Annotated in this window: 13 protein-coding genes; 7 read left to right on the top strand and 6 right to left on the bottom strand. The window is 67.9% G+C overall.

Translation table 11 applies throughout. The features are described 5' to 3' along the window. Positions 1-41 precede the first annotated feature (41 nt). Both GR702_RS02595 and GR702_RS02590 read left to right on the top strand, forming a co-directional pair. Complete coding sequence (locus GR702_RS02595) at positions 42-1,115, top strand: M23 family metallopeptidase (RefSeq protein WP_237449501.1); 1,074 nt, start codon at positions 42-44, stop codon at positions 1,113-1,115. A 23-nt stretch (positions 1,116-1,138) separates the two neighbouring features. Continuing rightward, positions 1,139-1,564 carry a bactofilin family protein gene (locus GR702_RS02590; RefSeq protein WP_160984363.1) on the top strand — a complete coding sequence of 142 codons (426 nt, stop codon included), beginning with the start codon at positions 1,139-1,141 and terminating at the stop codon, positions 1,562-1,564. A 200-nt stretch (positions 1,565-1,764) separates the two neighbouring features. Here the strand turns inward: GR702_RS02590 and GR702_RS02585 are convergent, their stop codons facing one another. Then, the gene (locus GR702_RS02585) at positions 1,765-2,469 is read right to left on the bottom strand and encodes a DUF1013 domain-containing protein (protein ID WP_160984362.1); all 705 of its coding nucleotides are present in this window, start codon (positions 2,467-2,469) and stop codon (positions 1,765-1,767) included. A gap of 203 nt (positions 2,470-2,672) precedes the next feature. Then, positions 2,673-3,650, bottom strand: coding sequence for an NAD(P)H-quinone oxidoreductase (locus GR702_RS02580; RefSeq protein WP_202407990.1), 978 nt, complete (start codon positions 3,648-3,650; stop codon positions 2,673-2,675). Between the two features lie 126 nt (positions 3,651-3,776). Between GR702_RS02580 and GR702_RS02575 the strand changes: the two genes are divergently transcribed. From GR702_RS02575 to GR702_RS02555, 5 genes are all read left to right on the top strand, one after another. After that, positions 3,777-3,995 carry a DUF1192 domain-containing protein gene (locus GR702_RS02575; protein ID WP_160984360.1) on the top strand — a complete coding sequence of 73 codons (219 nt, stop codon included), beginning with the start codon at positions 3,777-3,779 and terminating at the stop codon, positions 3,993-3,995. Positions 3,996-4,157: 162 nt separating this feature from the next. Then, positions 4,158-6,530: an ATP-dependent Clp protease ATP-binding subunit ClpA gene (gene clpA, locus GR702_RS02570; RefSeq protein ID WP_160984359.1), complete on the top strand. Its 2,373-nt coding sequence runs from the start codon at positions 4,158-4,160 to the stop codon at positions 6,528-6,530. Between the two features lie 96 nt (positions 6,531-6,626). Beyond that, the gene (locus GR702_RS02565) at positions 6,627-7,631 is read left to right on the top strand and encodes a ligase-associated DNA damage response exonuclease (RefSeq protein ID WP_160984358.1); all 1,005 of its coding nucleotides are present in this window, start codon (positions 6,627-6,629) and stop codon (positions 7,629-7,631) included. Positions 7,632-7,685: 54 nt separating this feature from the next. Then, positions 7,686-9,293 carry a cisplatin damage response ATP-dependent DNA ligase gene (locus tag GR702_RS02560; protein ID WP_160984357.1) on the top strand — a complete coding sequence of 536 codons (1,608 nt, stop codon included), beginning with the start codon at positions 7,686-7,688 and terminating at the stop codon, positions 9,291-9,293. Positions 9,294-9,367: 74 nt separating this feature from the next. After that, a complete protein-coding gene (locus GR702_RS02555; protein WP_237449500.1) occupies positions 9,368-9,778 on the top strand; it encodes a globin domain-containing protein in 411 nt (136 codons plus the stop codon). Between the two features lie 55 nt (positions 9,779-9,833). On the opposite strand, the gene GR702_RS02550 is transcribed toward GR702_RS02555, so the two are convergent. The 4 genes from GR702_RS02550 to GR702_RS02535 all read right to left on the bottom strand — a co-directional run bounded on the left by GR702_RS02550 (position 9,834) and on the right by GR702_RS02535 (position 13,549). Next, complete coding sequence (locus GR702_RS02550; protein WP_160984355.1) at positions 9,834-10,112, bottom strand: DUF167 domain-containing protein; 279 nt, start codon at positions 10,110-10,112, stop codon at positions 9,834-9,836. Next, positions 10,112-10,675 (bottom strand): gamma carbonic anhydrase family protein, encoded by a 564-nt coding sequence (locus GR702_RS02545; RefSeq protein ID WP_160984354.1) that lies wholly within the window; start codon positions 10,673-10,675, stop codon positions 10,112-10,114. Before GR702_RS02545 ends, GR702_RS02550 begins: the two co-directional genes overlap by 1 nt. Beyond that, positions 10,672-12,915, bottom strand: a complete 2,244-nt coding sequence (locus GR702_RS02540) for a fused MFS/spermidine synthase (RefSeq protein WP_160984353.1) — start codon at positions 12,913-12,915, stop codon at positions 10,672-10,674. The genes GR702_RS02545 and GR702_RS02540 overlap by 4 nt, the downstream gene beginning before the upstream one ends. A gap of 79 nt (positions 12,916-12,994) precedes the next feature. Then, entirely contained in the window at positions 12,995-13,549 is a 555-nt protein-coding gene (locus GR702_RS02535) for a GNAT family N-acetyltransferase (RefSeq protein ID WP_160984352.1), read from the bottom strand.

Raw genomic sequence — 13,549 nt, 5'->3', positions numbered from 1 at the left:
TGCAGCGCCTCAGGACTGCGTTCCCTGATCGCGAGTTCATCATGCGGTCGAAGGGACAGGTCCGTTTCATCCGTGTTTCGTCGCGGAGCCAGAAGATCGCGGCGGGCGTTGCCGTGACGGTGCTTGGCGCGTGGTGCGTGTCGCTCGGCGCGATCGCGCTGTCGCAGGCATCCACCGCCGAGGCACAGGCCTCGCTTGCGCAGCGGGAGGCGCGGGTCGCGCGGGCCGAGGGCAAGGTCGCCCGCTACCACCAGAGCGTGGACGCGGTCGCCGCCGACCTCGGACGGCGCCAGCAGTTCATCGAACAGCTGGTCGACGCCCACATCGGCGACATCCCGGCAGACGAAGGTGCCCTCGCTCCCAAGGAGGAGCAGCCCGCCACCAAGATCAGCGCCGCGATGCCGGACGGCAGCGAGCTCGCCAGGGTCGAGGCCGGGCAGCTGGCGCTCGTCGAGCGGCTGACCCGCTACGCCGAACTGCGCTCGAAAGTGGCCACGGACGCGATTCGCAATCTCGGCCTCAATCCTGACGCGATGGCGGCCCGGGCGCGCACCGGTGAAGGTGGTCCGCTCATCAAGCTGGTGACCTCGGCAGACGGCAGCGTCGATCCGCGCTTCCGCCGGATGGGCCGCAGCCTTGCGCGCATGGATGCGCTGGAACGGGGCCTCGCCTCGATCCCGCAGGTCAGCCCGGCGCATGTCGCCTATGTCTCCTCCAGCTTCGGCTATCGTTCCGACCCGTTCACCGGCGGCGCCGCGTTCCACGCCGGGCTCGACTTTCCGGGCCCGATGGGCTCGCCGATCTACGCCGCCGCGAAGGGCCGCGTCACCTTCGTGGGAATCAAGTCCGGCTACGGAAACTGCGTGGAAGTGACTCACGGCAACGGACTGATGACCCGGTACGGCCACCTTTCCGGCTTCCATGCGAAAGTCGGGGAGCAGGTCGAGGCAGGCGCCCTGATCGCCGCCATGGGCAGCACCGGCCGATCGACCGGGCCGCACCTGCACTTCGAGGTGCGCGTGAACGACCGCCCGGTCAATCCGCGCCCGTTCCTGGAAGCCGCGCGCAATGGCCAGTTTGCCGGCCAATCCAGCAGCGGCGGAACCCACAAGTAAGCGTCAGAAGGAGAGAGACGGACATGGCCAAGGCATTCATCAGCGCCCGCGCCGTCAGCGCGGCGGGCACGAGCTTTTCGATGCTCGGCTCGGACACCGCGATCACCGGCAACATCTCGGCAAGCGCCGATCTCCACGTGGATGGCAGCGTCGACGGCGACATCAGCTGCAACGCGCTCGTTCAGGGTGAGGGAAGCGAGATCACCGGCGCGGTGCGCGCCGAAACCGTGCGTATCGCCGGTCTTGTGCGCGGTTCGGTCGCCGCGCGCGAGGTGGTCATCCTCAAGACGGCGCGTATCGAAGGCGACGTGGCCTACGACGCGCTGACCATCGAACAGGGTGCGCGGCTCGAAGGGCGCCTCAGCCCCAACGGCGGACAGATGCCGCCGGCAATCGCCCGCCTCCCCGCCGCAGAGGCCGAACTGATCCTGCCCGCAGCAGCGGAATAAGCTGGCAGGCCTGCGCGGCCGGTTTGCGGCAAGGGCAGGCAGTCACGGGCGCGCACCGTAAAGAAGCGCGCCTGATTAGGCTCGCCTGTAGCGCCGCATAGCGGCCGACCGCAGGCCGTTCCGCTTACTTCAAGTTCAGAAAGAAGCCCGCCCGCAGGCACCCGCGCATGTTCGCGAAGGTGCCTGCGGCGTTCCGGCGATTACTCGCCGCGTTCCTGTGCTTGGGCTGCCCGCTTGGCTTCGAGCCATGCGGCGACTTCGGCTTCCTGGGCCGCTTCGCTGGCGGCCTGTACGGCAGCCTGGCGCTCGGCGCGCAGTTCCTCGATCAGCGCCGAGCGATCGTCGGACAGGCGCTCGTCGCTCAGTCCGTCATCCTCGATGCCTGCCTTCTTGGCGGCCTTGGCGACGATGGCGTCGAGCTCGCGCTGCGAGCACAGGCCGAGCGTCACCGGATCCTTGGGCGTGATGTTGTTGATGTTCCAGTGCGAACGGTCGCGGATGGCCGCGATCGTGTTGCGCGTGGTGCCGATCAGCTTGCCGATCTGCGCGTCCGAGACCTCGGGGTGATTGCGCAGGATCCAGGCGATGCCGTCCGGCTTGTCCTGGCGCTTGGACACCGGGGTGTAGCGCGGGCCCTTGGTACGGTTCTGCGCGAGCGGCACCTTGTGCATGCGCAGCTTGTACTCGGGGTTGGCCTGCCCCTTCTCGATCTCTTCCATCGTCAGCTCGCCCGAGCGTACGGGATCGCGTCCGGTATACTTGCTGGATGCCAGATCGTCGGCCATGGCCTGGACTTCGAGCATGTGAAGACCGCAGAACTCTGCGATCTGCTCGAACGTCAGGGCAGTGCTGTCGACCAGCCACGAAGCGGTCGCGTGCGGCATCAGCGGAGTGGGCTGGCTCATGTCTCTATCTCCGGCGGAAACAATAAGGGCCACCCCTTGCGGAGCGGCCGAACCGGGTCGATCTAGGCGATCTTCGCGGATTCGGCAAGTAAAAGGCTCGAAAATCGCGGCACTTCACCGCAGCCCCGCCGCGACGTTCCACGTGGAACCTTTTCGCTGCCGCAGGCGCGCGCCGGCTTTGCGGTCTTCGGCTTTGGACCGCCTCAGGTCTCGAGCACGATCTTGCCGATGTGGTCGCCCGCTTCCATCCGCGCGTGCGCGGCGGCGGCCTCTGCCAGTGGAAAGCGCGTATCCATCACCGGCCGCAGCGCCCCTTCGGCGACGAGCGGCCAGGCGTTGTCGCGAATCTCCTGCGCCAGCAGCGTCTTGAACTGGGCCGAGCGCGGCCGCAGCGTGGAGCCGGTGAGCGTGTAGCGCCGCGACATGACCACCGCCATGTTGATCTCGGCCCTGGTCCCGCCCTGCACCGCGATGGTCACATGCCGGCCTTCGGGCGCAAGGCACTTCAGGTTGCGCGGGACATAGCTTCCCGCCACCATGTCGAGCACGAGGTCCACTCCCCGCCCTTCGGTGATCCGGGCCACTTCCTCCACGAAATCGGTGGCCTTGTAGTCGATCGCGTGGTGGGCGCCGATACCAAGTGCGGCGGCGCACTTGTCGGGCGAGCCGCAGGTGACGATCACCGTCAGCCCGAAGGCGCGCCCCAGCATCGTCGCCATCGTGCCGATCCCGCTGGTGCCGCCATGCACCAGCAGCGTCTCTCCCTCGCGCGCGCAGCAGCGCTCGAAAACGTTGTGCCAGACGGTGAAGAGCGTCTCAGGCAGCGCCGCCGCCTCGTCCATGGCGAGCCCGGCGGGCACCTGCAGGCAGTGCCCGGCATCGGCGATACAATATTGCGCATAGCCTCCGCCCGCGACCAGCGCGCAGACGCGCTCGCCCACGGCAATGCCGTCCACGCCTTCGCCCACGGCCGCGACAGTGCCCGAGATCTCCAGCCCGGGAATAGGCGAGGCACCGGGCGGCGGCGGATAGTTGCCCTGCCGCTGCACGACATCGGGCCGGTTGACGCCGGCGAAGGCCACTTTGACCAGCACTTCGCCGCGCCCCGGCACCGGCACGTCGAGCGTCTCTGCGCGGAGCACTTCGGGCCCACCGGGCTCGTCATAGCCCATAGCAGTCATAGTAGCGGGCGGATTCGCAGGCGCGGCGTCAGCTGACATCGGGGGTGTGTTGCCACAGCAAGCGGCTACGGGGAACACCTTTCGCCCCATTGACAGCCAGGGGATACCGTCCGATGCTGCTTTGCAATGGACGACGACGATCGACCGCGGCGGCGGCTTGTCGAAGGAGACTTCGGCGCTGCCAGCCTCCTCGCCAGCGAAAGCCTGGAGCGCTATTCGCTGGACGAATGCGACGCACGCATCGCCCTTCTGGAAGCCGAGATCGAACGGGTCCGCGCCCATAGAAACAAGTCCTCGGCCCACCGGCTCGCCGCCGACGCGCTGTTCAGGCCGCGATCATCTTGAAGGCGCCAGCCTTGCCACCCGGCCTTGTCACAAGGCTCCGATGCGGGGGCAATTGGCGGCAACCTCGCAACGGTCCTGATCGTTCCTATATCGTCGCTGAAACCTCTAGCCCGCCAAGCTCCCCCGCAAGGAGAGTCGTCCCTCGAAATGAAGGTCGCTTAAATGCCCAGTTTCGCCCAAAGCCTTGAAAAGACCCTGCACTCGGCTCTGTCTCACGCGTCTGAGCGCAGCCACGAGTACGCGACGCTCGAGCACCTGCTGCTCGCGCTGATCGACGACACCGACGCGGCCCAGGTCATGCAGGCTTGCGGCGTGGACCTGGGTGATCTGGGCGACGTGGTGCGCCAGTACCTCGATCAGGAATACCAGTCGCTCAAGACCGAGGAAAAGGGCGACCCCGCCCCGACCGCGGGCTTCCAGCGCGTGATCCAGCGCGCGATCCTGCATGTCCAGTCCTCGGGCAAGGACACGGTGACCGGCGCCAACGTGCTCGTCGCCCTGTTCTCCGAGCGCGACAGCTATGCGGTCTACTTCCTGCAGCAGCAGGACATGAGCCGGCTCGACGCGGTCAGCTATATCAGCCACGGCATCGGCAAGGGCGGCAAGCGCGTCGAGGAGCGCGGCCCGAAGGGCGCGGCGGACGACAGCACTCCCACGCCCGAGGACAAGAACGAGGCCAAGGCCGCCGCCGGCAACAAGAAGGATTCCGCGCTCGACCAGTTCACCGTCAATCTCAACGAGAAGGCGCTGAACGGCAAGGTCGACCCGCTGATCGGGCGCGGCCCCGAAGTGGACCGCACGATCCAGATCCTGTGCCGCCGCTCCAAGAACAACCCGCTCTACGTGGGTGATCCGGGCGTGGGCAAGACCGCCATCGCCGAGGGCCTTGCCCGCAAGATCGTCGAAGGCGAAGTGCCCGAGGTGCTGGCCGAGGCGGTGATCTATTCGCTCGACATGGGCTCGCTGCTGGCGGGCACGCGCTATCGCGGCGACTTTGAGGAACGCCTGAAGCAGGTCGTCTCCGAGTTGGAGAAGATGCCGCACGCGGTGCTGTTCATCGACGAGATCCACACCGTGATCGGGGCCGGCGCGACCAGCGGCGGCGCGATGGACGCATCGAACCTCCTCAAGCCCGCGCTTTCGGGCGGGACGATCCGCTGCATCGGCTCGACCACCTACAAGGAGTTCCGCAACCACTTCGAGAAGGACCGCGCCCTGCTGCGCCGGTTCCAGAAGATCGACGTGAACGAGCCCACGGTCGAGGATACGATCAAGATCCTCAAGGGCCTGCGCACCGCCTTCGAGGAGCACCACAAGGTCAAGTATACGCCCGACGCGATCAAGACCGCGGTGGAGCTTTCGGCGCGCTACATCAACGACCGCAAGCTGCCCGACAAGGCGATCGACGTGATCGACGAAGTGGGCGCGATGCAGATGCTGGTGCCGCCCAGCCGCCGCAAGAAGACGATCACCGCGCGCGAGATCGAGCAGGTGATCGCCACAATGGCGCGCATCCCGCCCAAGTCCGTCTCTTCGGACGACAAGAAGGCGCTGGAGAACCTTGAGCGTGACCTGAAGCGCGTGGTGTTCGGGCAGGACAAGGCGATCACCGTCCTTTCCACCGCCATGAAGCTCAGCCGCGCCGGACTTCGCGATCCGGACAAGCCGATCGGCTCGTTCCTGTTCTCCGGCCCCACGGGCGTCGGCAAAACCGAGGTCGCGCGCCAGCTCGCCCAGATCATGGGCATCGAGCTCAAGCGCTTCGACATGTCGGAATACATGGAGCGTCATTCGGTCAGCCGCCTGATCGGCGCGCCTCCGGGCTATGTTGGCTTCGACCAGGGCGGCCTCCTGACCGATGCGATCGACCAGAACCCGCACTGCGTCCTCCTGCTCGACGAGATCGAGAAGGCGCATCCCGACCTGTTCAACATCCTGCTGCAGGTGATGGACAACGGCCGCCTGACCGACCACCACGGCAAGACCGTGGACTTCCGCAACGTGGTCCTGATCATGACCACCAACGCGGGCGCGTCGGACATGGCAAGGCAGGGCATCGGCTTTGGCGACACGTCGAAGGCGGACGCTGGCGAAGAAGCGGTGAAGCAGATGTTCACGCCCGAATTCCGCAACCGCCTCGATGCCATCGTGCCCTTCGCCTACCTTGCCAAGGACACGATCAGCCGGGTGGTGGACAAGTTCATCCTCCAGCTCGAACTGCAGCTGGCCGACCAGAACGTCCACATCCAGTTCGATTCGGACGCGCGGACCTGGCTGGGCGACCGCGGCTACGACAAGCTCTACGGTGCGCGTCCGATGGGCCGCGTCATTCAGGAGAAGGTCAAGCAGCCGCTCGCCGAGGAACTCCTCTTCGGCAAGCTCGCGCACGGCGGCGAGGTTCACGTCTCGGTGAAGGACGATGGGCTCAATTTCGAGCTGACGCCTTCGGCCCCGCGCGTGTCCAAAGCGCGCAAGGCACCTGCCCGCACGGCCCGCAAGCCCGGCAACCAGCCGGAGACCAGCTCGGACGACTGACGCGGGCGCCTGCCCGCCCGGCAGGTACAACCCTGATCGAAGCTGACCCATCGACAAGGGCCGGGAACCACGCGGTTCCCGGCCCTTTTCTCATCCATGGCCCGTGAATTCTCCTGGATCAGACCCGAGCCCTGGGGAATCCATGTCGTCCCGGCGGACTGCTGGATCGATCCCGCCCGCCCTGTCGACCGCGCGCTCGTCACTCACGGCCATGCCGACCACGCGCGCGGCGGCCACGGCGAGACTTTCGCCACGCCCGAGACGCTGGCGATCATGAAGCTGCGCTATGCCACCGAGGACGGCGCGGTGCCGGTGCCTTATGGCGAGCGGATCGCGCTGGCGGGCGGCGTCCACGCCACGTGGATTCCCGCTGGCCATGTCCTGGGTTCCGCGCAGATCCTGCTCGAACACGCCGGCGAGCGGATCATCGTCACCGGCGATTTCAAGCGCCGCGCCGATCCCACCTGCCCTCCTTTCGAAGTAACGCCCTGCGACGTCCTCGTCACCGAAGCCACTTTCGGCCTCCCCGTCTTCCGCCACCCACCCGTGGAGCAGGAGATCGCCAAGCTGCTTGCCGCCCTTGCGGCCAACCCGGAGCGCTGCGTGCTGGTGGGCGCCTATGCGCTCGGCAAGGCGCAGCGGCTGATTGCCGAGCTTCGCCGCGCCGGGCACCACGACACCATCTGGCTCCACGGTGCGATGGAGCGCATGTGCCGGCTCTACGAGGATTGGGGCATCGCGCTTGGCGACCTGCGCCTTGTGTCCGACGCACGGCGCGAGGATCTGGCGGGCAGCGTGATCGTCGCTCCGCCGTCCGCGCTCAACGATCGCTGGAGCCGCCGCCTGCCCGAGCCGATCACCGCCATGGCCTCGGGCTGGATGCAGGTGCGGCAGCGCGCCCGCCAGCGCATGGTGGAACTGCCGCTGATCATATCCGACCACGCGGACTGGGACGAGCTGACCCGCACCGTGCAGGATGTGAACCCGGCGGAGACGTGGATCACCCATGGCCGCGAGGAAGCGATGCTGCGCTGGTGCCAGCTCAACCAGCGGCGGGCCCGGGCACTGGCTCTCGTGGGATATGAGGACGAGGATGATTGAGGCCGCTGACCACGACGGCGCCCGGCATCGGTACTTATCCGGTGCCGTCCGCTGATGGAGGATTTCGCCGCCCTGCTGGACGCGCTGGTCTATACCCGCAGCCGTAACGCCAAGCTCAAGCTCCTGGCCGACTACCTGCGCGAAACGCCCGATCCCGACCGGGGCTGGGCGCTGGCGGCGCTGACCGACGGGCTGGACTTCCCGGCGGTCAAGAGCTCCACCATCCGCAACCTCCTGACCGAACGCATCGACCCGGTGCTCTGGACACTGAGCCGTGACTACGTAGGCGATTCGGCGGAGACCGCCAGCCTGCTCTGGCCCGAACCCGCCGAGGCCCCTTCCCCGCCCACGGTGTCACAGGCGGTGGACGCGCTTTCACGCATGACCCGCGCGAACGTCATGACGGAGCTGCCCCGCCTGCTCGACAGGCTCGATGCGAACGGGCGCTATGCCCTGCTCAAGATGGCGACGGGCGCGATGCGCATCGGCATCTCGGCGCGGCTTGCCAAGACCGCGTTCGCGCAGGCCTTCGATGTCGCGGTGGAAGACGTCGAGGAGCACTGGCACGGCCAGTCGCCGCCCTACTCTGCGCTGTTCGACTGGGCGGCGCATGGCGCGGAGCCGCCGAGCAGCGAGGACCTGCCGCTGTTCCGCCCCTTCATGCTGGCGCACGGGCTGGAGGAGACGCAGGTCGACCTTGCCGACTATGCCGCCGAATGGAAGTGGGACGGCATCCGCGTGCAGGTGGTGCGCGCCGGTGGAGAGACCCGCGTCTACTCGCGTTCGGGCGACGACATTTCCGGCACTTTCCCCGAGATTGCCGAAGCCTTGCACATCGACGCCGTGCTCGACGGCGAACTGCTGGTGCGCGGCGTCCACCAGGGCGGCGAGGCGAATGAGCGCACGCAGGGCGGTGCTGCCAGCTTCAATGCCCTGCAACAGCGGCTCGGCCGCAAGACCGTCAGCCGCAAGATGCGCGAGGAATATCCCGCCTTCGTGCGCCTTTACGACGTACTCATCCTGGAAGGCGAGGACCTGCGCGCCCTGCCATGGACCGTGCGGCGCGCGGCGCTGGAGGCCCTGCTCCCTCGCCTGGAGCCCGACCGGTTCGACCTCTCCACCGTCATCCCGGCGGCCGACTTCGCCGAGCTTTCCGCCATCCGCGAGCGCGCGCGCGACGATGCGATCGAAGGCGTCATGCTTAAGCGGCGCGACAGTCCCTATGTCGCGGGCCGGAGGACGGGCCTGTGGTACAAGTGGAAGCGCGATCCGCTGCTGATCGACTGCGTGCTGATGTATGCCCAGCGCGGCTCCGGCAAGCGCAGCTCCTTCTATTCCGACTATACGTTCGGCTGCTGGGACGGCAATCCCGATGAAGGCGCGGAGCTGCTTCCCGTCGGCAAAGCCTACTTCGGCTTCACCGACGAGGAGCTGAAGTGGCTCGACCGCTATGTGCGCAACCATACCGTCAACCGCTTCGGTCCGGTGCGCGAGACGGACCGCACGCTGGTTTTCGAAGTGGCGTTCGATTCGGTCCATGCGAGCAAGCGGCACAAGTCGGGCGTGGCGATGCGCTTCCCGCGCATCAACCGCATCCGCTCCGACAAGCCGGCGCATGAGGCGGACCGTCTGGAGACGCTGCGCGGCCTCATTCGCGATTGACCCCGATCAAGGTTCCACGTGAAACATCCTGGATAGAAGGGTAAGCTGAACCTGCCTGCCCCCGGAGATCGATGTTGTCCGCCCCGTCCGAAGCTTCTCCAGCCGCCAGCGCGCCATCGCCGTTCGAGCGCCTTGGCGGCGCGCCCGTGTTCGAGGCGATCGCGGCGCGGTTCTACGACCTGATGGACACCGATCCGGCCTATGCCCGTCTTCGCGCCATGCACGCGGCCGATCTCGCCCGGGTGCGTGCCTCGTTGCCGCGCTTCCTGGCCGGTTGGGCGGGCGGCCCGCGCGACTGGTTCGAGGAGAACCCCGGGCGCTGCATGATGAGCCTGCATAGCGCCATGCCCATCGATGCCGAGACTGCGGGCCAGTGGGCCGAGGCCATGGAGCGCGCCATCGCCGACGTGGCGCCGCAGCCCTCGCTGATCGCGGCCAGCATGAGCGACACGCTGGCAAGGCTGGCGCGCGGGATGGCACGCTGAGGGCCACTGCTGCGAGACCGGTGTCCAGGCCGCTGCCCTGCCCCACCGACGCGGCTTAGCCGATCCGGAACTGCTTTTCGCGCGATGTGGCGCCTTTCACGAGCACGACGCGCGTAGGCGCGAGGCCAAGCGCCTGTGCAAGGAGTTCGCGAACGGCGTCGTTCGCCTCGCCATCCTGCGGCTTGGCACGGACCTTGGCCGAAAGGCGGCCGTCCGCGATCTCCAGCGCCTGCATGCGTGCGCCCGGCGTGACGTGCAGCGCAAGCCGCCCTTCCGCATCGACCAGGCTGCGCAGCGCCTCTGCTGGCGGCAGCGCAGTCCTTGCCCTCGCCATCAGGACGTGAGACCCAGCGCCTCGGCATGCATGCGCCCGTTGGCGACATAGCCCGCGACCCCCGCGCGGTTTGCTGCCATGGCCGCATCGTCGAGATCGCGCACGTACTTCGCGGGGCGCCCGATCCAGAGCTGGCGCGCGCCGATGCGCTTGCCGGTGAGCTGCGCACCTGCCGCCAGCATTCCGTCTGCCTCGATGTAGCTCGCGTCCATCACGATCGCGCCAAGCCCCACGAAGGCGCGGTCCTCCAGCGTGCAGCCATGCACCATGGCAAGGTGGCCGATCAGCACGTCGTCGCCGATGATGGTGGGAAAGCCATCCGGGTTGGACGGCTTGGGGCTGTCGCAATGGACGATGGAGCCGTCCTGAATGTTGGTGCGCGCGCCGATCACCACGCGGTGGACATCGGCGCGGATCACGCAGTTGTACCAGATGCTGGCATCGGGGCCGATCTCGACATCGCCGATGATCCGGCAGCCCGGCGCGATGAAGGCGCTGGAATGGATCTTCGGCGCCTTGCCGTGGATGGCGGCGATGGTGATGTCGGTGCGCGTCGCAGTCATGGTGTGCCTGTCAGCCTGTCCCAGCGCACGTAGGGGAGGATGGACGCGTGATCGTCCGTCCAGGGCCTCGGCGCCTGTTCCTTGAGCGGCGACCATGGGCTATCCGCCTCGCCCTGCGCAAGCCCTGCCAGAACCCCGCGGTCGGCCGAAAGCGCGATCCAGCGCGAGGGGGTGTAGCGGGTAGTGTCTCCCGGGTAGTCCAGCCGCGACAGCGCGTGCAGGGCCCCGTCGCGCGCATTCGCCCCGATCACGGGCGCAAGGTCGATGTAGCGGTTGGAGATGTGCAGCACCAGCAGCCCGCGCGGCGAAAGGGCGCGGCGGTAGACCTGCAGCGCCTCGCGCGTGAGGAGGTGCATCGGTATCGCGTCGGACGAGAATGCGTCGATCACCAGCACATCGAACGAGGCGGGCGGAAGATCGGCGAGCTTCAGCCGCGCATCGCCCAGGATCACCCGGGCTTCGGGCGTGCACTGGCGCAGGAACGTGAACTGCCCCTGGCGCGAGAAGGCGAGCACGACCGGGTCGATCTCGAAGAAGGTCCAGCGCTGTCCCGGCTGCGCCTGGCAGGCGAGCGAGCCGGTGCCCAGCCCGACGACGCCCACTTGCGCGCGCTGCCCGAGGATGCGCGGCACCGCCCGCAGCGCCAGCGCCACGCCGGAGGTCGGGCCGTAGTAGGTCAGCGCCTCGCGCGAGCGGGCGCGGCTTAGCGACTGCATGCCGTGCAGCGTGGTGCCGTGCGCCAGCGTGCGCACCTGCTCGTCGGGATCATCGCGCAGGGTATAGATGCCGAAGTAGCTGCGCGTGCGCTCGCCCCTTGCGCTTGCCTGGATGGTCCAGGCGCCGCCCTGCCCCACCATGGCCATCGCCAGCACCGCCACGAAAGCCGCGCGCCAGGCCATCACCATCAGCCCCGATCCGACGAGGAAGATCGTCAGCGCCAGCGCGGTCAGGTTGCTTTCAGGGCGCATGGCGTATTCGCTCAGTTGCCACGAGAGAAACCCCGCGAAGGCAAGGATCAGTCCAAGCGCGATGCGCGCCATGCCGGGGTCGGTGTCCTCGCCGCGCCAGCGCAGCAGCGGCTCCAGCGGCATGAGCAGCGCTGCGGAGAGGACCAGCAGCGGGTGCTCCCAGGCCCAGTCGAACACCAGCGGCGCGGCCAGCGCGGTGAACAGGCCGCCCAGCGCGCCGCCTGCGGACATCACGAGATAGAACCGCGTGAGTTGACCGGGGCCGGGCCGCAGATCGTACAGCCTTCCGTGCAGCGACACCGCCACGCAGAAGAGCATCAGGCAGGCCGCGCCCGCCATCCACAGCGTGCCCGAACCGGTGGAGAGCATGGCGAAGCTGCCCGCATAGAGCACCACCACCGGCGCGCCCCGGCTCACCATGGAAACCGCCCCGCACCCGTCCGCAAAGGCGATGACGAAGCTCAGGAGATAGAGGCCGAGCGGGATGACCCAGATCAGCGGCATCGCGAAGATGTCGGTGGTGAGATGCGTCGTGGTCGAGAGCATGAGCCCGGACGGTACGGCCGAAAGCAGCAGCCACAGCCCGACGGTGCGGGCGGGGATGGGCTCCGAACCCGACCCGCCGTCGCTCCCCCGCTCTCCCGACGAAGCGGTGAGGGTGGACTTCGCGGCGCGGCGGGTGAAGGCGGCGCAGGCGACGAGCAGGACCAGCAGGCCGAAGCCCGCGCTCCAGGCAAGGCTCTGTGCGCGCAGGCTCAGCAGCGGCTCGGCCAGCAACGGATAGGCGAGAAGCCCCGCGAAGCTGCCGAGGTTGGAAGCGGCATAGAGCGCCCATGGCTGCCCGGCGCCGTCACCGGCGGCATACCAGCGCTGCATCAGCGGCGCCTGCGCCGATACGACGAAGAACACAGGACCGATGCTGAAGCCCAGCAGCAGCGGCACCCACAGGGCTTCGGGAAGTCCCGCAGGCTGCGCAAGCGTGGCCAGTCCCACTGGCAGCGTCAGTGCGGCGAGCAGCAGGAGAGCAAGGTGGATGACCGCCTGTCGTCTCAGCGAGAAGCGGCCGAGCAGGTGCGCGTAGGCGTATCCTGCAAGCAGCAGCGCCTGGTACACCAGCATCGCGCTGTTCCAAACGTTCGGCGCGCCGCCAAGACGGGGCAGCGCCATGCGCGCGACCATCGGCTGCACGAGGAACAGGAGGAAGCTGCCGACGAGGATCGTCGCCACGAACAGCGGCCTGGCTGCCCGGGTGCCGCCCGCCGCCGGGCTCACGGCGCAGCGCGGCGATTGTGTCGGGTGAAGCGGCCCTTCACGCGCTTTCCCCTCATGCCGCCCCTCACGCGCTTGCCCCTCATGCCATTGCCCCGCTCCAGTCGGCGGCGGTCAGCGAATGGACGATGACGTCCCCGATCGGCGGCTCGAAGCGCGGATCGACATAGGCCAGCTCGTCGCGCCGCCGCATGCCAAGCCACAACATCAGCCCCCAGCTGGCGGTGTTCAGGATGTTGGTGAGCGCGAATATCTCACTCGCGCCGAAGCGGCCGAAGCCAAGGTCCAGCGAGGCGCTGGCGGCTTCCTTCGCATAGCCCTGCCCCCATGCGTCTTCGCGCAGGCGCCAGCCGATCTCCATCTCGCCCGGAAAGCTCGCGCCCGGCGCATCGATCTGCTTGAGGCCGCAGAAGCCCAGCATCGCGCCGTCTTCCTTGCGCTCCACCACCCAGAAGGTGTGCCCCAGCCGCTCCTGCAGGCGGGTAACGCGCTCGCCGAAAGCGGCAAGCCTGTCCGCGTCCATCACCCCGCCGAGCCAGCGCATGACGGCAGGCGTATTCGTCACCTGCGCGAAGCGGGCAAGGTCGCCTTCCCGCCAGTCGCGCAGGAGGAGGCGGGATGTTTCCACGTGGAACAT

The organism is Novosphingobium silvae, from assembly GCF_009856825.1.
Lineage (GTDB): Bacteria > Pseudomonadota > Alphaproteobacteria > Sphingomonadales > Sphingomonadaceae > Novosphingobium > Novosphingobium silvae.
Note: the sequence above shows the minus strand (reverse complement) of the source record. Positions and strands in the feature narration are given on the sequence as shown.